Below are 22,117 nucleotides of genomic sequence, written 5' to 3' on the forward strand. Positions count from 1 at the left end.
GGGGCTAAACTCAGTTTTTGCTCTTATCGACCAGCGCGTTAGCACTAATCCACGGCATCATAGCGCGTAACCGCTCCCCGACCTGCTCAATCGGGTGGGCGGCATTTAGACGACGCATAGCGGTCATTTCAGGGTAGTTCGACTGCCCCTCCTGAATAAAGCGCTTGGCATAGTGACCGTTTTGAATATTGGCTAGAGCCTCTTGCATGGCGGCGCGGCTCTCATCGTTAATAACCTTCGGTCCGGTGACATACTCGCCATACTCAGCATTATTGGAGATGGAGTAGTTCATATTGGCGATGCCGCCCTCATACATCAGATCGACAATCAGTTTTAATTCGTGCAGACACTCAAAGTAGGCCATCTCTGGAGCATATCCCGCTTCGGTGAGGGTCTCAAAGCCCGCTTTAACTAGCTCCACTGCCCCACCACAGAGCACCGCCTGCTCACCAAAGAGGTCGGTTTCGGTCTCATCTTTAAAGGTGGTCTCGATAATACCGGTACGACCACCACCCACCCCACAGGCGTAGGAGAGAGCAACCTCTTTAGCTCGACCGGAGGCGTTTTGGAATATCGCAATGAGATCGGGAATCCCCCCCCCTTTGACAAATTCGCTGCGCACGGTATGGCCGGGCGCTTTGGGGGCGATCATAATGACATCTAAGTCGCTACGGGGAACGACCTGGTTATAGTGGATGCTAAAACCGTGGGCAAAGGCAAGGGTCGCCCCCTGCTTCAAATTAGGCTCCAGATCGTTTTTATAGAGCTGCGACTGAAACTCATCGGGCGTTAAGATCATCACCAGATCGGCCTCTTTCACCGCCTCAACGGTACTTTTGACGGTTAAACCTGCCGCGACTGCCTTCGCTGCTGAGGCAGAACCTTCACGCAGCGCGACGGTGACATCCACACCGGAATCTTTGAGGTTATTCGCATGTGCATGGCCTTGGGAGCCGTAACCGACGATGGTGACTTTCATGCCCTGAATGATGGAGAGGTCGCAATCTTTATCGTAATAGATATTCATAGAGTCTATATTTCCTAGGTTTAAGTTAAAGGTTAACAGTGGATTAAACGGATTGTTTAAAGCCTCAAGCTACGGGCACCTCGAGCGATGCCACTGACACCGGAGCGCACCGTCTCCAGAATCTGTTTAGTATCAATCGCCTCAATAAAGGCATCCAGTTTGCGACCAGAGCCGGTCAACTCCATGGTATAGGTGTGCTCTGTGACATCGATAATTTTAGCCCGAAAGATATCGGCGAGCCGCTTCATCTCCTCACGAACATCGCCGGTTTTGGTCGAGACCTTCACCAGTACCATCTCCCGCTCAATGTGGGGATTATCGGCTAGATCGATCACCTTAACGACATCAATTAGCTTATTTAGCTGTTTGGTGATCTGCTCCATAATCGCCTCAGAGCCACAGGTGACCAGGGTCATGCGTGACAGGGTCGCATCCTCGGTAGGTGCCACTGTCAACGACTCGATATTGTAACCCCGAGCGGAGAAGAGTGCGGCGACTCTGGAGAGTGCCCCCGCCTCGTTCTCCATCAGAATCGAAATAACATGTCGGGTACTCATACTAAAATCATCTCCTCCAGCCCAGCACCGGAGGGAACCATCGGATAGACATTCTCCTCTCGGTCGGTAACAAAATTGAGAAATACAAAGCGATCTCTATAGGTAGTAAACGCCTCCTCTAACGCCGAAACCACCTCTTCCGGTCGGGTAATCTGCATACCGACATGGCCATAGGCTTCCGCTAGCTTAACAAAATCGGGCTGCGACTCAACACCTACCTGCGAGTAGCGATTATCGTAGAAGAACTCCTGCCACTGCCGCACCATGCCCAAATAACCGTTGTTCAGGCAGATCACTTTAATCGGTAGCCGGTACTGCATACAGGTCGAGAGCTCCTGAATATTCATCTGAATCCCGCCATCTCCGGCAATACAGGCGACCATGTTCTCAGGAAAAGCGAGCTGCACCCCCATCGCCGCCGGTAGGCCGAAACCCATGGTGCCGAGACCACCGGAGTTTATCCAGCGCCTCGGTAGGTCAAATTTATAGAACTGTGCCGCCCACATCTGATGCTGTCCCACATCGGAGGTCACATAGGCTTCGCCTTTAGTCACTTGATAGAGCGACTCCACTACATATTGCGGCTTAATCGCTCGGCTATTTCCCTGATCGTAGTGGAGGCAGTTTTTACTGCGCCACTCGTTAATCTGCTCCCACCACGGCTTTAACGCTTCACTATCGCCACGATGCTCTGAGCTCTGAAGTAGTTGTAGCAGGCTCTGTAGCACCTGATCGACCGGGCCGACAATCGGTATATCGACGGTGACATTTTTGGAGATGGAGGAGGGGTCGATATCGATATGAATAATTTTCGCCCGTGGGGCAAATTTGGCGATATTGCCGGTGACCCGATCATCGAACCTAGCCCCAATAGCCAGCAGCAGATCGCAGTGGGAGATCGCCATATTGGCCTCATAGGTGCCGTGCATGCCTAGCATACCGACAAAGAGTGGATCGGTCGCCGGATAGCCACCTAACCCCATCGAGGTATTGGTTACCGGCACCCCTAGCTCGCGCACAAAGCGGGTTAAGCTCTCTGCCGCATTACCGATCACGATGCCACCGCCGGTATAGACCATCGGCCGTTTAGCCTTTAGGATCATCTCCAGTGCCCGCTTTATCTGCCCGGTATGGCCTTTGGTAGTCGGGTTGTAAGAGCGCATCGACACCTGTTTGGGGTGGCTGTAGTTAACTTTCTGCGCGGTAATGTCCTTCGGAATATCGACCACTACCGGTCCTGGCCTTCCCGTGGTGGCGATGTAAAACGCCTTTTTTAGCGTGATGGCCAAGTTGTTGACATCATCGACCAGAAAATTATGCTTCACGCAGGGACGAGTAATACCGACAGTATCGACCTCCTGAAAAGCATCATTCCCAATCAGCGCTCGCGGCACCTGACCGGTAATCACCACCATCGGAATCGAGTCCATATAGGCGGTAGCAATTCCTGTGACCGCATTGGTCGCCCCAGGCCCCGAGGTCACCAGCACCACCCCCGGCTTGCCGGTTGCGCGGGCGTAACCATCGGCAGCATGGGTTGCCGCCTGTTCGTGACGCACCAGAATATGTTTGACGCTATTCTGCTGATAGAGCGCATCGTAAATATGTAACACAGCCCCCCCTGGATAGCCGAAGAGGTACTCTACCCCCTCGTCTGCCAAGAATCGGGCCACAATCTCTGCACCGGTCAGTTCCACTTATGTGCTCCAAGTTAATAGTTTGAATCTCTCTTCGCCGCCTAGCCATCTAGCCATTTCGCGCAGCGAAAACGGCAAAAGCTAGCATATTGTCAAATCGGGTCAAGTGATTTTTATTCAAGGAGCCGCAAGGAGTCCTCCGCTAAGAGCTGCTGTCGAAAGCGCAGATAGAGCGATTCGACACAACTAGAGAGCTCCAGATAGCTGCGCTGCTGCTCCGGAAAGGTATGCAGCGCGGCGTGGCTTTCGGCTAGCAGCCACAGTGCCGTATAGCCATAGGGGGTAAAGTAGTGCTCGGTAAAGTTAATGATCGTAAAACCACTAGAGCACAACAGCCGCTGACACTGCGGCTGTAACAGCGCCGGCTCGGTCACCCCAAGCCAGCAGTGGTAGTTAAACATCTGCGCTTCCATAACCGCTAGTGTAACAAAACTACCGGACAATTTTTAAGCCATTACCGCCTAAAGTGATGACTTTACTTTGGCATCAGTCGATGAACACTGTAGAATCGTCCCACCAGCCCAGCCGCCGCCCTCTGCCACAGGGTCGAGCGTAGGCAATAACAAATAGATAGTCTGAATCACAGGAGCGCTGAGATGAACCGCCACATTCAACCCACTTCAGTTGAACGGCTTATGCGGGAGAACGACTTTATCGTCTCCAAAACCGATCCTAAAGGCCGCATTACCTACGGTAACCGTATCTTTATCGAATTCTCCGGTTATGCTGAAGATGAGCTACTCGGCAGCCAGCACAATATTATTCGCCATCCCGATATGCCACGCGCCATCTTCAAGCTATTGTGGGACACCATTCAAAACGGACAGGAGATCTTTGCCTATGTCAAAAACATGAGCAAAGATGGCAGTTTCTATTGGGTGCTAGCCAATGTGACCCCCTCCTACGATAGCCAAGGCAGAGTGATAGGCTACCTCTCAGTGCGGCGCAAACCGAAACCCGAGGCGGTACGACAGGCGACAGAGCTCTATCGCGCCATGCTCGCGGCCGAACAGCAGGTAGGCAGTCACGATGCAATCCGCGCCTCTACCCACATTTTGACCCAAACACTACAGCAACAGGGGGTCTCCTATGAAGAGTTCGTCCTTGCTCTCTAGCGTACAGCGCTATCTGCTGCTGATTGTACTGCTCACGCTCACCCTACTTGCGCTCAACACCCTCCTCTACGGCTGGCACTGGCCGCTGGCACTACTGCTAGCTGCCACCCTCCTCACTGCGCTGACGATAGCTCGCCATATTAGACGCACACTCGCCCCGCTCAATCGCCTACGCGATATTGTCACCGAGATCAGTCAAGGAAGATTTGATAGCCGCGTTACCGGCATCTATGCTAACCAGCAGAGCGAAATTACCGATCTCTGCTGGAGTGTTAACGATATGCTCGATCAGCTAGAGTGCTACTTTCGCGAGATAAACACCTCGTTTCAGTATCACTCCGATGGCAAATATTTTCGTAAAACCGACACCACCGGTCTCCACGGCGAGTTTGCAACTAACCTAGAGAAGATCAATATCTCACTAGAGAGTATGTCGGCCCACAGTATGGATTTAATGCGCAATCTGCTCACTGGCCGTATCCAAGAGCTTAGCTCCTCTAATCTCATCGACAATTTAGCTATCATTCAACACGACCTAACCGAAACCACCCGCCACATGGAGCAGGTCAGTCAGGAGGCACTCACCACTCTCAATAGCGCTAACCGCAACCGCAATACCGTTTCGGCGATCATGGATCAATTAGAGCAGATGACCTGCTCAATCGATAATACCGCCCATTCGATTCAGCAGTTTAATCAGCGCGGCAGCGAAATTCAGCAGGCGGTACAACTGATTAACTCGATTGCCGATCAGACCAACCTACTCGCCCTCAATGCCGCCATTGAGGCGGCGCGTGCCGGTGAGGCTGGACGCGGCTTTGCCGTCGTCGCCGACGAGGTACGCAATTTGGCCGAAAACAGCAAAAATGCCTCCATCACCATCGGCAAAACGATGGAGGTTCTGCTGCATGAGTCGCAACAGGTGATGAAGAGCTCAGAGCTGATGCGCACCATGGCTCACGAATCACAGACTCGCTTTGGTGAAGTAGAGCAGCAGTTCAACAACTTTAGCGAGACGGCACAGCGCACCGCAACGCTAGGGCAATATGTGCTCGATCAGACCTTTGCTTCGTTAGTCAAGGTTGACCATATTACCTACAAACAACGAACTTATATGAGCCTGCTCTCTGGTGGCGCAGAGCGTTTTACCGACCAGGTAAAGATTGATCACCACCACTGCCACCTAGGCCAATGGTACTATGACGGCAAGGGGTATGAACTGTTTCGTGACAGCCCCTTCTACGCCCAAATGGAGCCACCCCACCAAAAGGTACACCACAACGCCCACCAAATATTGGCCTACCTTGGTGCCGGCTGGGAGTCGAATATCGAACTACAGCAGCAGATGTACCACCACTTAGAGCTGATGGAGAGCGGTAGTGGTGAGGTGATGCGCCTGATTAGCGAGATGGTCAACAGTAAGCATCTTACTACTGATTCGTAAGCCGTTTGGTGATGCCCCCACGGCAGCCGAGTAGAGCACCGTGGCCAATGCCAGACAATCTTATCTAAGATATTGTTTTATATTAATTTTTTCTTATTGGGGTAAGATCGCTCAAGTGAACTACATCACATTTCTGACAACACATTTAGAATAACTCAAGCTCCATCTTGATGTGTGAATAATTCCCACCTATACTAGCCTTGCTGGTGGGATAATTTCCCACAAAACCTGAAATGAACCAAACTGGAGTAGTCCGATGAAACAAACTAAATTAGTGACCTTAGCCGCAGCGATCACCGTATTAACCATGAGCAGCTCGGAACTGATGGCAAGAGGGGAGCCTCCTCGTGGTGGAATGGAACGCCCTGATATGCAACAAAGCGGCAATGCTGGTAACCGGCGTTACCAATCGTTGCAGGAGAGGTTAGATCGAAATGGTGATGGGGTCATTACCGCTGATGATATGTATGCAGTGAGTGCCGAACGGGTTAGCTTCCATTTTGGAAGTCTTGATACTGATGACAATGGCTACTTGACTGCCGAGGAGCTTGATAATGGCAAGTCTGGAGAGAAACGACATCGTCGCATTGCTCAGGCTGACATCGACCTAGAGATGTTGGAGAGCTGTCTGGTTGAGCAATTAGGCGAGGCCTATCAGGCTCGACCTACGGGCGAAGCTATTGTTGCGCAAGCAGATAGTGACAATGATGGTCAATTAAACGCAGATGAATTTTTGGCTCATCGGGAGAGTCACGCTGCGAAACGGTTTACCACTATTGATACTAGTGGTGATGGCGTCGTCGATAGTGATGAGGTGACAGCCTTCACAACGCAGCTAGATAGTCGGCGTGAAGCGCATCGAACTTGTGTAGAGGCACAACTCGATTTAGATAAGGTGATCGGTTATTAGTCAGGCTTACGCTTTCTACCATCCCTCCCCCATCGGGAGGGAGTTAGGGTGAGCTAACAATGGGTGAGTAGGTGCTACCGTCAGCAGGTGAAAACGATCGAGTTTAGTGCTACCATACAGGCTTAAATTTAAGTTCAGCATTTAATCTAAGGTGAATCCGTGAACAATACCTTCGCCAAAATTAGCCCTGCTGTCATCATGTATATCAACGGCTTGTATTCCATTGATCGGTTGTCCGTTAAATTAAATTCGCACTGGAAAACTCGGTTATGATTTTAAATTGCGCGAAAAAAATTGGGATTGTTGCGCATCAACAAGTTACCGCCGTATCAGTGGTTAAAAATGGCGAAGGTATTGTTAACCCCTACAGCAGTAAAGATTATGAGACTGACAAGCTCCATATTGTCGATATCAGAGCCGAAGATAGCCGTGGCCGCCAGTTTCAGTTAGAGATTCAGCGTAAAAATTACACCTCGCTGCCAGAGCGTATAGTCTATAGTTGGTGCCACCTCTATCAGGAGCAGCTAGAAGAGGGGATGAACTACGATGAACTACAACCTGTTTACTCCATCTGGCTGTTAACCGAGTCGTTTGGACATAAACGGCTCAATGCGGCCCAAAAAGCCGCAAAGACAGCGACTCAAACTAAGAGCCAACCACCTCCACCACTACGACACTATGCTCTGCTTGATGAGTCGGGCAGAGCGATAAGTGACCGGTGTGGCGGTATCACGATCTGCGAACTGCACCGTTTTGAATTTAAAGACAATATAGTATCCAGCGAAGCCCAGCGCTGGATCCGCTTTTTTATGGAAGCGCATCGGCTTGATAGCAATAATTTACCCCAATGGATGAGAACCAAAGAGATGAGACAGGCACAGCATACCCTCAGAACATTTTCGGCTAACAAACAGGCTCGTTATCTCTACCTCTCCCGACTTGATGCACAGCGGGAGCACTTAACCATTCTGCATGAGCACGATATGATGGAGCAGGAACTACAACAAGCTAAAAGTGCGCAGGAGCTGGCTCAAGCCGAGCGGGATCAGGCTCAAGCCGAGCGCGAACAGGCAATAGAGCGCGAATTAAGGGCTCAAGCCGAGCGAGAGCAGGCTCAAGCCGAGCGGGAGCAGGCAATAGAGCGCGAATTAAGGGCTCAAGCCGAGCGGGAGCAGGCTCAAGCCGAGCGGGAGCAGGCTTTAGCTGAGTTAGCTGAGTTAAAAAAGAGACTAAAGTTGTAAGGAGCGTGATTCAAACCATGCTTTTTAGGCGGCCATGGCCACGAAACCTGAAACCAGTCTCTACGAAACCAGCCCGACAATGCAGATAACCTGTTCCCAATCATTGCATTGCCATAGCTTTATACTCGGGTTTGGAGCGATTCGTTGATGCGTCGGGATGACACTATTTCTAATGCCCAAACGATTTTCGGTAATTAACGGCGTGTCAGGGCGGGTTTGAAACCCGCCCCTACTGGCTTGTACAGCGGGATATTTTTTCCCAATTCCATCTTGCACCCACCTCCCCAACGGCCTATTATCAACCCATGATATACAACATCGACCCCAAAGTAGATTGCGTCTTTAAGGCGATATTAGGGCGGCGCAGCCGGCGTCATCTGCTGCTCCACTTTCTTAATGCCATGCTGGAGGATAAGCTGCGCTACCCGCTGGTTAAAGTGACTATCCTTAACCCCTACAGCAGTAAAGATTATGAGACTGACAAGCTCCATATTGTCGATATCAGAGCCGAAGATAGCCGTGGCCGCCAGTTTCAGTTAGAGATTCAGCGTAAAAATTACACCTCGCTGCCAGAGCGTATAGTCTATAGTTGGTGCCACCTCTATCAGGAGCAGCTAGAAGAGGGGATGAACTACGATGAACTACAACCCGTTTACTCCATCTGGCTGTTAACCGAGTCGTTTGGACATAAACGGCTCAATGCGACCCAAAAAGCCGCAAAGACAGCGACTCAAACTAAGAGCCAACCACCTCCACCACTACGGCACTATGCTCTGCTTGATGAGTCGGGCAGAGCGATAAGTGACCGGTGTGGCGGTATCACGATCTGCGAACTGCACCGTTTTGAGTTTAAAGACAATATAGTATCCAGCGAAGCCCAGCGCTGGATCCGCTTTTTTATGGAAGCACATCGGCTTGATAGCAATAATTTACCCCAATGGATGAGAACCAAAGAGATGAGACAGGCACAGCATACCCTCAGAACATTTTCGGCTAACAAACAGGCTCGTTATCTCTACCTCTCCCGACTTGATGCACAGCGGGAGCACTTAACCATTCTGCATGAGCACGATATGATGGAGCAGGAACTACAACAAGCTAAAAGTGCACAGGAGCTGGCTCAAGCCGAGCGGGATCAGGCTCAAGCCGAGCGCGAACAGGCAATAGAGCGCGAATTAAGGGCTCAAGCCGAGCGGGAGCAGGCTCAAGCCGAACGCGAACAGGCAATAGAGCGCGAATTAAGGGCTCAAGCCGAGCGGGAGCAGGCAATAGAGCGCGAATTAAGGGCTCAAGCCGAGCGGGAGCAGGCTCAAGCCGAGCGGGAGCAGGCTCAAGCCGAGCGGGAGCAGGCTTTAGCTGAGTTAGCGGAGTTAAAAAAGAGACTAAAGTTGTAAGGAGCGTGATTCAAACCATGCTTTTTAGGCGGCCATGGCCACGAAACCTGAAACCAGTCTCTACGAAACCAGCCCGACAATGCAGATAACCTGTTCCCAATCATTGCATTGCCATAGCTTTATACTCGGGTTTGGAGCGATTCGTTGATTCGTCGGGATGACACTATTTCTAATGCCCAAACGATTTTCGGTAATTAACGGCGTGTAGGGGCGGGTTTGAAACCCGCCCCTACTGGTTTGTACAGCGGGATATTTTTTCCCAATTCCATCTTGCACCCACCTCCCCAACGGCCTATTATCACCCCATGATATACAACATCGACCCCAAAGTAGATTGCGTCTTTAAGGCGATATTAGGGCGGCGCAGCCGGCGTCATCTGCTGCTCCACTTTCTTAATGCCATGCTGGAGGATAAGCTGCGCTACCCGCTGGTTAAAGTGACTATCCTTAACCCCTACAGCAGTAAAGATTATGAGACTGACAAGCTCCATATTGTCGATATCAGAGCCGAAGATAGCCGTGGCCGCCAGTTTCAGTTAGAGATTCAGCGTAAAAATTACACCTCGCTGCCAGAGCGTATAGTCTATAGTTGGTGCCACCTCTATCAGGAGCAGCTAGAAGAGGGGATGAACTACGATGAACTACAACCCGTTTACTCCATCTGGCTGTTAACCGAGTCGTTTGGACATAAACGGCTCAATGCGACCCAAAAAGCCGCAAAGACAGCGACTCAAACTAAGAGCCAACCACCTCCACCACTACGGCACTATGCTCTGCTTGATGAGTCGGGCAGAGCGATAAGTGACCGGTGTGGCGGTATCACGATCTGCGAACTGCACCGTTTTGAGTTTAAAGACAATATAGTATCCAGCGAAGCCCAGCGCTGGATCCGCTTTTTTATGGAAGCACATCGGCTTGATAGCAATAATTTACCCCAATGGATGAGAACCAAAGAGATGAGACAGGCACAGCATACCCTCAGAACATTTTCGGCTAACAAACAGGCTCGTTATCTCTACCTCTCCCGACTTGATGCACAGCGGGAGCACTTAACCATTCTGCATGAGCACGATATGATGGAGCAGGAACTACAACAAGCTAAAAGTGCGCAGGAGCTGGCTCAAGCCGAGCGGGATCAGGCAATAGAGCGCGAATTAAGGGCTCAAGCCGAGCGGGAGCAGGCTCAAGCCGAGCGGGAGCAGGCTCAAGCCGAGCGGGAGCAGGCTTTAGCTGAGTTAGCTGAGTTAAAAAAGAGACTAAAGTTGTAACAATACCTTCGCCATTTTTAACCACTGATACGGCGGTAACTTGTTGATGCGCAACAATCCCAATTTTTTTCGCGCAATTTAAAATCATAACCGAGATTTCCAGTGCGAATTTAATTTAACGGACAACCGATCAATGGAATACAAGCCGTTGATATACATGATGACAGCAGGGCTAATTTTGGCGAAGGTATTGATTTATGTTTTGTTATCTATGTTAGCCTTTTCATCTGTCCATGCAGGCAGTCATGGTGGTAAACAGCAGGCGTTTATGATGCACATGCAGCATGCTAATCCTGTGCCAAATTATGTTGCCATGATTAAGAAAAACGCTAAAGTATTGAACATAACTGAAGCGCAAATGCAGCAGGTGATGGATTGGAATCAATCTAATTCACAAAAGATGCATGATATGGTGATGTCAGTTATAGAGTCAGAACGGCAGCTAAAACAGGCATCAATGCAAGGCGTAGCTGTCTCTGAGATACTAACGCAATCGAATACTATCCATCAGACACGCTTAGAAATCATTGCAGGCAAGACAAGACAAGATGCCGCAATCGTATGATGGAGATTTTAACTGAACAGCAGTGGAAGCAGTTAACCTCTCTGATTCAGTAATATTCTGAAATGGATGTCTTGAGGGAGCTCGGTTCTAATAGCAGCTCCCCATGACTCATGTCATCAATCACCCTGACAATCACCGCACTTTCGAGATACTTGGCCCAGGGCGTCGCGCAACAGGGTATGTCTGCCTGCGGGTGGGTGTCCTATCGTTGTGGCTCACCCCGGTGACCACGATCAACTCCCCCAAGGGCAGATCCAGATCCACTAATCAATTGCACCACATGACTGCCAACTTTGGTACTTCATTTGCAGTTGTCGTTAGGTGCGAATGCAACGATATTCGAACCTGAACAAATAATATGTTTTGCCATGAGCCACACCACCGACCCACCGCAAAAATACCCCTTGACAACCCCCACCCAATCTGCTTTAATACGCCCACTTCAAAACATGGCCAGATAGCTCAGTCGGTAGAGCAAGGGACTGAAAATCCCTGTGTCCCTGGTTCGATTCCAGGTCTGGCCACCAATTTAACTTGTGAACTCTTTTAAACTCAATAAGTTAGTGACAGTCACCTGTCCCATTTTCGGTTGTTTTTTGACCGTCTATATCACCCATCCCACATACCCGCCTCTGATCTGAACACTACCGTCTCGCACTCTCCCTCTCCACCGGCGGATTATGATTAAGTAGATAGCGAGCCGTCTCGTAGTAGCCCAGTGTCAGCCGTTTTAACATCGCAGCTAACTCGGGTGCCTCGGCGCTAATATCCCCTCTTGGATTCTCATCTTGCAGCGGGTGGAGCACCCCATTACGACCATCACTATCGACCTTATAATAGACCGACTCACCAATCAGCCCAATACGAGCCGGATTATGGTGTTCAATAGTAAAAGCGTAGCGCCAGCTATCGTAACGAGAATCGAACAGATTACGCCCTAAAGTAGTATTAAGATGATTATGGCCGGTAATGGCGGCTAGAGTCGTCATTATATCGACCTCTGAGGCGACTATTTCACGCCGCTGCGGTGCCAACTCTCCCGGAGCATAGAGCACCAGCGGCACCCGATAACTCCCTAAGGTTAATTGGCTCTCCTGCCGATGGGTGTGCTGACCACCCTCATGGTTCAGGCCATGATCGCCAAAAAAGAGAAACAGCGTATTGTCAAAATAGTCCTGCTGCTGTGCCAACGCCATCCAATGGCCGATAGCGTGATCCATAAAACGATAGGCGTTAAACTCCTCCACCGAGATAAAGCCGTGTTCGGTCACATCGACCTCAGGTTCAAGCCGCTCAAATCCAGCACTATCCTTAGGAATCGTATAGGGACGATGGTTGCCACTGGTCTGCACGACGGCAAAAAAGGGGCTGCGCTGCCGACTGAAGACGGCATTGGCCTCTCGAAATAGGTCTAGATCGGAGATACCCCATACATCGACAGCCGGTGAGTTGTAGCTCCCCTCCTCATAGAGGGTAATATCGGCAATATTGTTACTAAATAGCGCCCGAATATTACCCCAACTAGCGCTACCGCCGAGAAAGTAGAACTTTTCATAGCCCTCAAAGGCGTTAACAATCATCTGCTGACTAGCGATAGTCGGATTACGCGAGGCGGTCTCATTTGGCTGCACATCGGCAATGGCGGTCATTAAAGCAAACATTGATCGAGCGGTGCCGGTATGGGGGGTAAAGAAGTTAGGAAAATAGATCCCTTGCGCAGCGATTTGGTCAAAATGGGGTGTCGGCTGCAGAGCGTTGCCCGCAAGGCCCGTCTTAAAGCTAGCAAACGACTCCAGTACCACAATCACCACATTCGGCGGCTGTTCAAACAGCGGTGTTGCCTCAACCTGCCGATGGTAGCGCAATACATCGCTATCGGGATCGGGCCTATCGACCCCCAGATAGTCGGCCAACATCGGATAGGCTTGCCGAGCCGCTTGTTCATCAAAGGGCGTACCCCCATTATTGACACTATAGACAAAATAGACCGCCGGATTGGAGGCAAGTACCCCGACAAAGGGGTGTGGTGTAAAGAAAGCGTCACTCCAGCGCAGGGGATACCACGACACTTTGCCATAGATAGCAAAAAAATAGAGCAGAACTGTCGCGCTAATGAGCACCGAGCGCTTTAGCAACGGCAGCGGCTGGTAACTCACCGAAGCGTAGTGGCCTAAATGGCGCCAACTCCACCCGCCGATAGCCCCTAGCAGCAGTAGTAACCCTACCGCAAGCGGCACCACAGGGTAGCTCTGCCACACCATCTGCGCCGAAATGAGCGGATCGGCGGCAAAACGGAGCACCGTGTAGTCAACCCGTTTACCGAGGTAGGCGTAGTGACCAAAATCGACAATATAGAGCAGCAGCAGTGCAGCAACCGCCACGACGAAATAGCCACTCCAGAGCCAACGGCCAAAACGGCTTAGCGGCGAGAGCCAAGGTATCCAACCTAAGATCGCCAGCGGCGTTAAGAGCAGTAGCGCCACCCGCAAATCAAATTTAGCTCCCAAATAGAGCGCCTGCCACCAGTGGACAGTCGGCACCGGATCGGTCGGCAGCTCAAACCAGAGCCCAAAACCGAGCCGTAGCCCGCCCATGATTAGCACTAACCACAACAGCGGTGCCAATAACAGCCGAATAGGGGGGGGGATCTGCTGCCACATAACTAACCTACTCCACGACCTCAATTAGGGGGCTATTAGGGCGCTGGGATATCAGCTCCCCTATCGGCTCCAGTATAAGCTGATACTGCTCACAAATCGCGGCAAACTGCACAGCTTCCCCCTCCCCTAGCGCCAGTAGCAGCCCCCCCGAAGTCTGTGGATCACACAGCAATTGGCGTTGCAATTCAGTTAAAGGGGCAATGAGGTGGCCATAGCTATCGAAATTTCGCCCCGCCCCGCCAGGCGAACACCCTTGGGCCAGATAGTACTCCACCCGTGGCAGTTTCGGCACAGCGCTATAGCTCACTCTGGCGGCAACCCCGCTGCCCTGACACACCTCGCTTAAGTGACCTAACAGACCAAAACCGGTCACATCAGTCATCGCATGTAGCGACTGAAGTGTCGCCAACGCCGTCCCAACACGGTTAAGCTGGCACATCGTCTCAACGGCAAGTTGGCCATCTTGCGGCTGTAACGCCCCCCTCTTTTCGGCAGTGGTTAAAATCCCGATCCCTAGCGGTTTGGTCAGATAGAGCCTATCACCCACCTGAGCGCAGCTATTTTGCTTTAACTTAGCCCTATCGACAATACCGTTAACCGCTAGGCCAAAGATAGGCTCTGGGGCATCAATCGAGTGGCCGCCTGCGAGGAGAATCCCTGCCTCATGACAGGCGCGGCGCCCCCCTTCAATCACCTCTGAGGCGACCTCTAGCGCCAATTTATCGAGCGGCCAGCCAAAGATAGCGATTGCCATCAGGGGGCTCCCACCCATGGCATAGACATCACTAATCGCATTGGTCGCAGCAATACGGCCGAAGGTGTGGGGATCATCGACAATCGGCATAAAGAAGTCGGTGGTGCTAATTAACACCCGTCCATCACCTAAATCGTAGGCGGCGGCATCATCCCGCGAGCTATGTCCGACTAGGAGCCTCGCATCCTCCGGCTGCGGCAGTGCGCTATGGAGAATTTGATCCAGCTTGGCTGGGGAAATTTTGCAGCCGCAGCCGGAGCCGTGGCTATATTGGGTTAGACGAACTGATTGATTCATAACAACGACTCATCTCCTGCGGTAACTGGTGGCGACAGAACCTCACAATATCGCTCTGCCCTTTTTGATAACTTTGGTTGATATTGCCAATCTACCACCGTTTTACCACCTCTGCCGGTGGGCGGCTAATCGATACCGACTCACCGTTTTGGTAGAGCAGATAGAGCCCTTGGGAGAGGGCATACTGTTTGACAGAGTCATTCAGTACCATCGTTGCTACCGCCCCAAACACCTCATGGTCACGATAGCTCGGTAGTAGGCGCTTGAGCTTCTCTAGCCTTTGCAGATGGCGATCAATGTGCGCTTCTGTCAGTTTACTTTTGCACTCGATAGCGACTAGCGCTCCATCGTTGACCACTAGCAGGTCAATCTCTATCGCCTCACCATCGCGGTGCGCATCCACACTGTGGTGCACTTCGTGTACTTCAACACCCAGCCCTTGAAATAGTCCAACCGCCGCAGGAGCAATTTGATGCTCAACAAATTCACCTAAGCGATTGCCTAACTCACCTAAATTTTTACTGACTCGATTGACCGTCTGGCGTAACTCCTCCATGCTTCGTTCGGCCGCTTGTCGGCGCTGCTCTTCGGCCTCTTGGCGACGCTGTTCGGCTGCTTGATAACGCTGTTCAAACTTTTGCCAACTCTTTTCGGCCTCTTGCCGGCGCTGTTCGGCCTCTTGCCGGCGCTGTTCGGCCTCTTGGCGACGCTGTTCGGCTTCAGCCGCTTGCTCTTTAAATAGCTGCTTAAGCTCTGCGGTTTGTCGGGCACCTTCGTGCAAAATACGCCAAATCGCCTCTTCGCATACCGGTTCTGACGATAGGATAGTATCACTCATCGTAGTTACTCCTCAGTTGTCTCTTCTCTTGACTCAACGCAATAGCAGTACCGGAATGTGGGCGTTACGAATCACTGCGGTGGTAGTACTGCCGACTAACAGACGCCGAATCACCGAGTGACCATAGGCCCCCATCACCAAAATATCGATATCGGCCTCAGCACGATAGTCACACAACTTAGTCTCCACCTCGCCGCTAAGCAAGCGGGTGGTGACGCTAAATTCGGCCGTCTCTAGCGTATCTCTCGCCCACTGCAACTGCCCCCGATTAGATCGATCATCGCTTCCAACCAGCACCACATGGCAAGCCATTCCCCGAAATAGAGGGCTACCCGCAACCATATCGACCGCCTTGTGGGTGGTTGCACTACCATCAAAGGCGATCATCACCCGCTGTGGTGGTTTAAACTCCGCTGGACAGACTAGCATCGGTCTTTGCAGAGTTCGTAGCAGAGTTTCGATGCGACTACCGATATGGGTACCTAACTTCTCATCATGTTTGCCTAGCACCAGTAGCCGAGTATCCTCCTCTATCGCCAGCAGTGAGTCGAGCAGATCGCCATGACGCTGGTGGATAATCGGTTCGGTCACCCCCAGCGCCACCGCCTGCTGACGCATCTCCTCTAGCAACCGCCGCCCCTGCTCCAGAGCCAACTTGCCCCGCTGTTGGTCTAGCTCCGCCAGCTCCTCCATGAGACTCTCTCGCGCCCCAAGGCCGATATTGCCACTTAAATTGGCTTTAACCGGATAGCTCGCCCTATCTAAGACATGGAGCAGAATGAGTGGCGCTTGTAACTGCAACGCACTCCAAACGGCATAACGGTTAACCGTCGCCGAGACTTCACTGCTGTCTAGGCAGGCAATAACATTCGATTTTGGCACACTCTTCCCCTCCCCCTAATGGTTCATTAACTGATCGACCGCTTCCGGTTTATCATGCACGGCAAACTTATCGACAATGGTGTGACTAGCCTCATTCAGCCCGACCAGTCTCACCTCCGCCCCCTCGCGTCGAAACTTTAATACCACCTTATCGAGAGCCGCGACGGCACTAATATCCCAAAAGTGGGCCTGAGTTAGATCGATCACCACCTCATCCAGCACCTCTTTAAAGTCAAACGCCTCGACAAATTTATCGGCTGAGGCAAAGAAGACCTGCCCCACCACCCGATAGGTACGCACCGTACCACGCTCATTCAGCACAGAGGCCACATATTTATATTGCGCCACCTTGTTAGCAAAGAAGAGCGCTGCCAGCAATACCCCGACAAAGACCCCCCAAGCAAGATTGTGGGTAAAGACCACCACCACGACCGTCACAATCATCACCGTAGTGGAGCTCTTCGGATGGTGTTTAATGTTGCGTATCGACTCCCAGCTAAAGGTACCGATAGAGACCATAATCATCACCGCCACCAGTGCTGCCATCGGAATTTGCGCCACCCATTGGTCTAAAAAGAGCACTAAAATCAGTAAAAATATCCCAGCTGAGAGGGTCGATAGCCGCGTACGCCCCCCCGATTTCACATTAATCACCGACTGACCAACCATGGCACAACCGGCCATGCCGCCCATGAGCCCCGAAGCAATATTGGCCACCCCCTGCCCCTTGCATTCACGGTTTTTATCGCTCTCTGAATCGGTTAAATCGTCGATAATCGTCGCCGTCATTAGCGACTCCAGCAGCCCAACCACCGCGAGCGAGAGCGAATAGGGGAGAATAATGGCCAAAGTCTCCCAATCCAGCGGCACCTCTAGCAAGAGAAACATCGGCAGAGTATCGGGCAGCTCACCCATATCGCCTACGGTACGAATATCGAGCTCCAGCACCATCGCCACAGCGGTCAGCACCACAATCGTCACCAACGGTGAGGGCACTAAGCGGGTAAGATAGGGAAAAAGGTAGATAATCGCCAATCCGGCCGCAGTCATTGCATAGACGACCCAAGGGACACCTATTAGCTCCGGTAGCTGCGCCATAAAGATTAAAATAGCTAACGCATTAACAAAGCCGGTCACCACCGAACGAGACACAAATCGCATTAAAGAGCCCAAACGGATATAGCCGGCCACAATCTGTAGCAGCCCGGTTAGCAGCGTCGCCGCCAGCAGATATTGCAGCCCATGCTCCTTCACCAGCGTCACCATCAGCAGCGCCATCGCCCCAGTCGCAGCCGATACCATTCCAGGCCGCCCCCCCGCAAAGGCGATCACCACCGCCATACAGAACGAGGCGTAGAGCCCCACTTTAGGATCAACCCCGGCAATGACCGAAAAAGCGATAGCTTCAGGAATTAGCGCTAGCGCGACCACCATGCCAGCGAGTAGATCGCCACGAAGATTACCCAACCACTGTTGCTGTAGTGATGACATTTGAAATATAGAGCTCCCTCTCTCAAGATAACCATTTAACCCGCATTGCGCGAAAGAATCACCCTTTCGATTTCGAAATGATGGCGTCATCCCTTGAGCAATGATAGAGTATCCCTAGCTGCCAAACCGAAACGGTAGTCGGGCTATCATACCACAGCGATGGCTACTGAACCAACCATCGCAACAAGAGATTTAAATTGAACCACCACAGGTAATGCCACATGATCTCCATTGCCATACCCCGATTAAATCGACTCCTACTATCACTGATAGTTATAACCCTCCTCAGCCAGAACGCCCTTGCCCAAACCGAAGCGGTAGCTGAAAAGCCGACAGAGCCACAGCCAACACCTCTCCATCTGCTAACTAATGAGGCCCTGCTACAGCAAGCCGAAGAGCAGCTATCCAAGCTCGAATACCACTACTTCGCCCACTCCAGAGAGATAGAGGAGTTCGAGTTTCAGCGTGAGCGGCTACAGCAACAAGCCAAGCTAAAACAGTTTAGTAAAGCGGAGCAGAGTCAAGACGACACCGAGCCACAGCAACAAGCCCAACTTGAGCAGCAATTAGAGCAGCTTCGGAGCTACCAACAACACCTAGAACAGCAGCGCAGCCTCGCTACCGACCATCTAGCGGCCATCAACCGCTTTGTAGCTCTACTCAATCGCGCCATTGCCCAAAAAGAGACCCTACTGCACTACCAACGCGAAGCGGCTCGGCGCCAGGCCGATGGTACCTTGAAACAGGAAAATCTGCCCAAGGCGCTCTCCAAATGGGTTATCAATAAGCGCGTTGAGAGCTATGAGAACCGCCTGCAACAGATGCAGCAGGCGATAGTTGAGGTACAGCAGAGTCTCACCACCCTAACGGAACAGAGTGAGGCTCTCCAACTAACCCTTAACGACAAAGAGCGGGATAGACGGCTACTTAGCCAACGCCTAGAACAGATGGCACAACAGCAGCAACTACAGCAGCGCTTTCAAGCGCTATCGGCCTCGGCACTAGAGCAGAAAATGGCCGAATTAAACCGCGAACAGACCTGGATCGAGAAGACATTAAACCAGCATCTGCAAGACATTACACAGCAAATAGAGCAGTTTGAGAGCTGGCAGCAGCAGTGGCAGACACCAACACAACAGCAACCATCGACATCGAATGAGCCCTCGGCCGATAGCGATCTGATCGCGCTAACCCAACAGCTCGAGCAGCAGCAACAGCAGCAGCGCCAGTGGCAGCAGCAGCTACCGAAGCTACAGCAGCAGATCGAAGCGGCCGAGAGTGACGCCGCCCTACTCCTACAACAGCTCTTTCCACTCGAAGTAGCACGAACCGTTATGGCGCAACAGCAACCGTCTAGCGAAACGGCTACTGAGGCGAGCCAACGACTATCGGCCTCTGAACTGACAACGCTCATGGGCGAGCTCGATCGCTACCGACAATGGAACGAGCAGCAGCAAAAACAGCTAATACAGATAGCCCAGACGATAGATCAACAGCAGCAGCAACTACAGCAGCGCCAGCTCCACCAGCAGATGATAACCCAGACCGCCGCCCAAAAAGAGCAGTGGCAGGATGAGCTAAGTCAGATCGCAACGACAGAGGTCATGGCTCAATTTAACGATCTCAAACAGCAGTGGCAACAGCAGCAACAGCAGCTACAACAGAGTCAGCAACAGCGCCAACAGGCGCAAAAGAGTCAACAGCAGCTACAACAGCAGTGGCTAGCGCTACAAGACCCCCTGCTACCCCAACTCACCTCAAACGCGAACGCTGGCCACGAGCAGCTCATCGAGCTGTTTCAGTTTGCCAATATTGAGCTGCCGCCAGAACTCAAGCAGCAGGCTAACACCGAGCCGCAAACAGATGTTCCCCCCTCCCCGTCTCAGACCGAGCCCCCCCTCCCTCCTTGGGAACAGCAGCTACAGCAGCTACACCAGCGCCAAAGCTCTCTGCGCGGGCGCAGTCGGTTCGAGTCACAGCAGCAGCAGCTTGAGCGGCAGCAAGTCGAGCAGCTACAGCAGCTAATCGCCTTAGAGCAGAGCTACCTAGAGCAGCTCAATCAGAGCTATCTGCTAGCGGAGAGGCGAGCACTCATCGCCACTGAACTCAAAAAGCGTGTCAGTCAGGGCGAGACGATTGAGTTCCCCGAACCGGCTCAAATAACCACCGCGCTAAAACAGACCGAAAGTGAAGAGGCACTCAAGCAGCGCGAACAGACACTAGCTCGTCTCAACCACTACCGTTACTACTTAGAGCAGCGACAACTATCGCCCGCCAAAGAGTCAACAGAGCCCGCAGAGCCAGAACATGGCGAGACAGCCGCCGATCCCTATCTGCAACTGGCCAGTCAAGTCGGGGAACAACTAGATATGATGCAGCAGATCGACAAACTCGCCGCAGAGTCACAAGTCGAATTTGCACAGCTACCGGCAGTGGAGCAGAGCGCCCAACAGCAGGCCGCCAAGCGGCAGCTAGAGCAAGAGAATAGCCTGCTAGAGCGGGCTATGGCCTTTTTTCACGGCTCAGAGCAGCTCAACACCCTTAACGCTATTATGGCCCAATACTACCTTGAGCTAGCGCGTCTTAGACAGCAGCAGCAGAACCTGCAGCAGCGGCAACAGAGAGTGGAGCGGCTAGTCGAGACGACCGAACAGCTACGCCCACAGCTAGAGGGTAGCTTAGCTACGCTAAAACAGCAGTTACAACAGCTCGAACTCGATTACGAACAAGAGCTGCTTATCGGGAAAATGGCACTGGTTCCGGCAGAATCGGAGTCACTGCGACAGCTATTTGAGGCCAAATATGGTCTCCGCCCGCTACAACCGCCCGCACTTCCTGCCGCTAAGCGCGAAGCCTATCTCTATCTCCTACAGCAGCGACTACAGATCCTAAACTACCGGATAGAGGCCGCTCGACGCTGGAGCGGATGGATTGAGTCCTACCTGCAACAGGGACTAGCGCAACAGAGCGGCCAATTTCAGCAACATCTAACCAAACTGGCGGTGGAGATGAACCATCTTAAACGCCAAATTGAGTTCATTGTCGGTAGCTCAGATGAGACAGCCTCGCCTCAATCTCAGGGAGAGCTGCATCGACTGCGTCATGACAGGTTAACGCTCTACCATAACACTCTAGTTATGATCGGCATCAAGCTACTGCTGATTGTTGTCCTAACCTTAGGGCTGCTATTCGCTATTCGCACGCTAACCCGCCGCATGGAGCGCCGAGTCGAGCAGCAGTTAGCGCAGGGGCTGATTAGTGATACCACCGCGCTATCCATTATCAATCTACTCCGAGTCGCTCTCACCCTCTCGGTTTGGGGGCTCGGTCTGATTATGCTGCTCTCTACCCTCGGTTTTAATGTTGGCGCGATTTTAGCTGGCCTCGGGATTGGTGGTCTAGCGGTAGCAATGGCCGCTAAAACTCTGGTGGGCGATATTTTAGGCGGTATCACCATTATCCTCTCCAAGCTCTTCTGCGTGGGAGATAAAATCAGCTTCAAACAGGGAACTTATATCGTAAAAGCGATCCATATCCGTTACACCGAGCTAGAAGATTTTAGCTATAACTATCGGGTCACTGTCCCTAACTCGCTCCTAGCAGAGAGTGAGGTAGTCAACCTCTCCACCCACCCCGGCTATACCCTATTGACCAATATCCGGCTAGCGGTAAGTAATCCGGCACAACGGCTGTTTAAAGCGCTGGAGATTATCGAAGAGGTGATTCAGGCCGAACCCGGAGCTCGGTTTATTTGGGTCAAACACGACCACTTTGACGACTACAGCTTTGTGCTGCGCATGCACTACGATGTGTTGGAGTTCAAACAGCGCAATCGGGTCGAGACGGCGATTAATGCCGAAATCGTACGCCGCTTTCAAGAGGAGCAGATAAAATTCACCTCGACCGATCTGTCGCTGGTTTTAAGAGCCCCCTAAGGGGGAACCTTCGCCTATCTTTAGGTCGTTATGGCTGATGGT

16 protein-coding genes, 1 tRNA gene and 1 pseudogene are annotated in these 22,117 nt (G+C 51.9%); 9 read left to right on the forward strand and 9 right to left on the reverse strand.

The genetic code is table 11. The features are described from left to right. Nucleotides 1-10: 10 nt before the first annotated feature. The 4 genes from ilvC to D5085_05620 all read right to left on the reverse strand — a co-directional run bounded on the left by ilvC (nucleotide 11) and on the right by D5085_05620 (nucleotide 3,694). Nucleotides 11-1,027, reverse strand: coding sequence for a ketol-acid reductoisomerase (gene ilvC, locus D5085_05605; protein ID QEP42654.1), 1,017 nt, complete (start codon nucleotides 1,025-1,027; stop codon nucleotides 11-13). 56 nt (nucleotides 1,028-1,083) lie between these two features. Continuing rightward, nucleotides 1,084-1,584 (reverse strand): acetolactate synthase small subunit, encoded by a 501-nt coding sequence (gene ilvN, locus D5085_05610; GenBank protein QEP42655.1) that lies wholly within the window; start codon nucleotides 1,582-1,584, stop codon nucleotides 1,084-1,086. Further along, nucleotides 1,581-3,281, reverse strand: a complete 1,701-nt coding sequence (gene ilvB / locus D5085_05615) for a biosynthetic-type acetolactate synthase large subunit (GenBank protein ID QEP42656.1) — start codon at nucleotides 3,279-3,281, stop codon at nucleotides 1,581-1,583. The genes ilvN and ilvB overlap by 4 nt, the downstream gene beginning before the upstream one ends. A gap of 113 nt (nucleotides 3,282-3,394) precedes the next feature. Continuing rightward, a complete protein-coding gene (locus D5085_05620) occupies nucleotides 3,395-3,694 on the reverse strand; it encodes a spermidine synthase (protein QEP45064.1) in 300 nt (99 codons plus the stop codon). A gap of 183 nt (nucleotides 3,695-3,877) precedes the next feature. On the opposite strand from D5085_05620, the gene D5085_05625 reads away from it, so the two are divergent. The 8 genes from D5085_05625 (at nucleotide 3,878) to D5085_05660 (ending at nucleotide 11,745) form a co-directional block, all read left to right on the forward strand. Further along, nucleotides 3,878-4,396: a PAS domain S-box protein gene (locus D5085_05625; GenBank protein QEP42657.1), complete on the forward strand. Its 519-nt coding sequence runs from the start codon at nucleotides 3,878-3,880 to the stop codon at nucleotides 4,394-4,396. Further along, nucleotides 4,371-5,840, forward strand: a complete 1,470-nt coding sequence (locus D5085_05630) for a HAMP domain-containing protein (protein ID QEP42658.1) — start codon at nucleotides 4,371-4,373, stop codon at nucleotides 5,838-5,840. Before D5085_05625 ends, D5085_05630 begins: the two co-directional genes overlap by 26 nt. Before the next feature lie 256 nt (nucleotides 5,841-6,096). Further along, nucleotides 6,097-6,750: a hypothetical protein gene (locus D5085_05635; GenBank protein ID QEP42659.1), complete on the forward strand. Its 654-nt coding sequence runs from the start codon at nucleotides 6,097-6,099 to the stop codon at nucleotides 6,748-6,750. A 269-nt stretch (nucleotides 6,751-7,019) separates the two neighbouring features. Continuing rightward, nucleotides 7,020-7,991 (forward strand): hypothetical protein, encoded by a 972-nt coding sequence (locus D5085_05640; protein QEP42660.1) that lies wholly within the window; start codon nucleotides 7,020-7,022, stop codon nucleotides 7,989-7,991. A 305-nt stretch (nucleotides 7,992-8,296) separates the two neighbouring features. Next, nucleotides 8,297-9,385: an Rpn family recombination-promoting nuclease/putative transposase gene (locus tag D5085_05645; GenBank protein ID QEP42661.1), complete on the forward strand. Its 1,089-nt coding sequence runs from the start codon at nucleotides 8,297-8,299 to the stop codon at nucleotides 9,383-9,385. 305 nt (nucleotides 9,386-9,690) lie between these two features. Then, entirely contained in the window at nucleotides 9,691-10,653 is a 963-nt protein-coding gene (locus D5085_05650) for an Rpn family recombination-promoting nuclease/putative transposase (GenBank protein QEP42662.1), read from the forward strand. A gap of 133 nt (nucleotides 10,654-10,786) precedes the next feature. After that, nucleotides 10,787-11,218, forward strand: coding sequence for a hypothetical protein (locus D5085_05655; GenBank protein ID QEP42663.1), 432 nt, complete (start codon nucleotides 10,787-10,789; stop codon nucleotides 11,216-11,218). 451 nt (nucleotides 11,219-11,669) lie between these two features. Next, nucleotides 11,670-11,745 (forward strand) — tRNA-Phe (locus tag D5085_05660). Nucleotides 11,746-11,862: 117 nt separating this feature from the next. Here D5085_05660 and D5085_05665 read toward each other — a convergent pair. The 5 genes and pseudogenes from D5085_05665 to D5085_05685 form a co-directional block, all read right to left on the reverse strand. Continuing rightward, complete coding sequence (locus D5085_05665; protein QEP42664.1) at nucleotides 11,863-13,878, reverse strand: LTA synthase family protein; 2,016 nt, start codon at nucleotides 13,876-13,878, stop codon at nucleotides 11,863-11,865. A 7-nt stretch (nucleotides 13,879-13,885) separates the two neighbouring features. Next, entirely contained in the window at nucleotides 13,886-14,929 is a 1,044-nt protein-coding gene (gene selD, locus D5085_05670; GenBank protein ID QEP42665.1) for a selenide, water dikinase SelD, read from the reverse strand. A 91-nt stretch (nucleotides 14,930-15,020) separates the two neighbouring features. Further along, a pseudogene (locus D5085_05675) lies at nucleotides 15,021-15,620 on the reverse strand (DUF3782 domain-containing protein). Between the two features lie 180 nt (nucleotides 15,621-15,800). After that, complete coding sequence (locus D5085_05680; protein ID QEP42666.1) at nucleotides 15,801-16,649, reverse strand: universal stress protein; 849 nt, start codon at nucleotides 16,647-16,649, stop codon at nucleotides 15,801-15,803. Nucleotides 16,650-16,664: 15 nt separating this feature from the next. Further along, complete coding sequence (locus D5085_05685) at nucleotides 16,665-18,140, reverse strand: SulP family inorganic anion transporter (GenBank protein QEP42667.1); 1,476 nt, start codon at nucleotides 18,138-18,140, stop codon at nucleotides 16,665-16,667. Between the two features lie 221 nt (nucleotides 18,141-18,361). Between D5085_05685 and D5085_05690 the strand changes: the two genes are divergently transcribed. Then, nucleotides 18,362-22,075, forward strand: a complete 3,714-nt coding sequence (locus D5085_05690) for a hypothetical protein (protein ID QEP42668.1) — start codon at nucleotides 18,362-18,364, stop codon at nucleotides 22,073-22,075. Nucleotides 22,076-22,117 lie beyond the last annotated feature (42 nt).

It is taken from the genome of Ectothiorhodospiraceae bacterium BW-2, assembly GCA_008375315.1.
GTDB lineage: Bacteria > Pseudomonadota > Gammaproteobacteria > Thiohalomonadales > Thiohalomonadaceae > BW-2.

What these genes read in the sequence shown, in the direction of transcription:
- D5085_05620 (QEP45064.1), bottom strand. Translation starts at nt 3,694, where the DNA reads ATGGAAGCGCAGATGTTTAACTACCACTGCTGGCTTGGGGTGACCGAG.
- D5085_05665 (QEP42664.1), bottom strand. Translation starts at nt 13,878, where the DNA reads ATGTGGCAGCAGATCCCCCCCCCTATTCGGCTGTTATTGGCACCGCTG.
- selD (QEP42665.1), bottom strand. Translation starts at nt 14,929, where the DNA reads ATGAATCAATCAGTTCGTCTAACCCAATATAGCCACGGCTCCGGCTGC.
- D5085_05640 (QEP42660.1), top strand. Translation starts at nt 7,020, where the DNA reads ATGATTTTAAATTGCGCGAAAAAAATTGGGATTGTTGCGCATCAACAA.
- ilvN (QEP42655.1), bottom strand. Translation starts at nt 1,584, where the DNA reads ATGAGTACCCGACATGTTATTTCGATTCTGATGGAGAACGAGGCGGGG.
- D5085_05625 (QEP42657.1), top strand. Translation starts at nt 3,878, where the DNA reads ATGAACCGCCACATTCAACCCACTTCAGTTGAACGGCTTATGCGGGAG.
- D5085_05650 (QEP42662.1), top strand. Translation starts at nt 9,691, where the DNA reads ATGATATACAACATCGACCCCAAAGTAGATTGCGTCTTTAAGGCGATA.
- D5085_05655 (QEP42663.1), top strand. Translation starts at nt 10,787, where the DNA reads ATGGAATACAAGCCGTTGATATACATGATGACAGCAGGGCTAATTTTG.
- D5085_05685 (QEP42667.1), bottom strand. Translation starts at nt 18,140, where the DNA reads ATGTCATCACTACAGCAACAGTGGTTGGGTAATCTTCGTGGCGATCTA.
- D5085_05635 (QEP42659.1), top strand. Translation starts at nt 6,097, where the DNA reads ATGAAACAAACTAAATTAGTGACCTTAGCCGCAGCGATCACCGTATTA.
- D5085_05630 (QEP42658.1), top strand. Translation starts at nt 4,371, where the DNA reads ATGAAGAGTTCGTCCTTGCTCTCTAGCGTACAGCGCTATCTGCTGCTG.
- ilvC (QEP42654.1), bottom strand. Translation starts at nt 1,027, where the DNA reads ATGAATATCTATTACGATAAAGATTGCGACCTCTCCATCATTCAGGGC.
- D5085_05645 (QEP42661.1), top strand. Translation starts at nt 8,297, where the DNA reads ATGATATACAACATCGACCCCAAAGTAGATTGCGTCTTTAAGGCGATA.
- D5085_05690 (QEP42668.1), top strand. Translation starts at nt 18,362, where the DNA reads ATGATCTCCATTGCCATACCCCGATTAAATCGACTCCTACTATCACTG.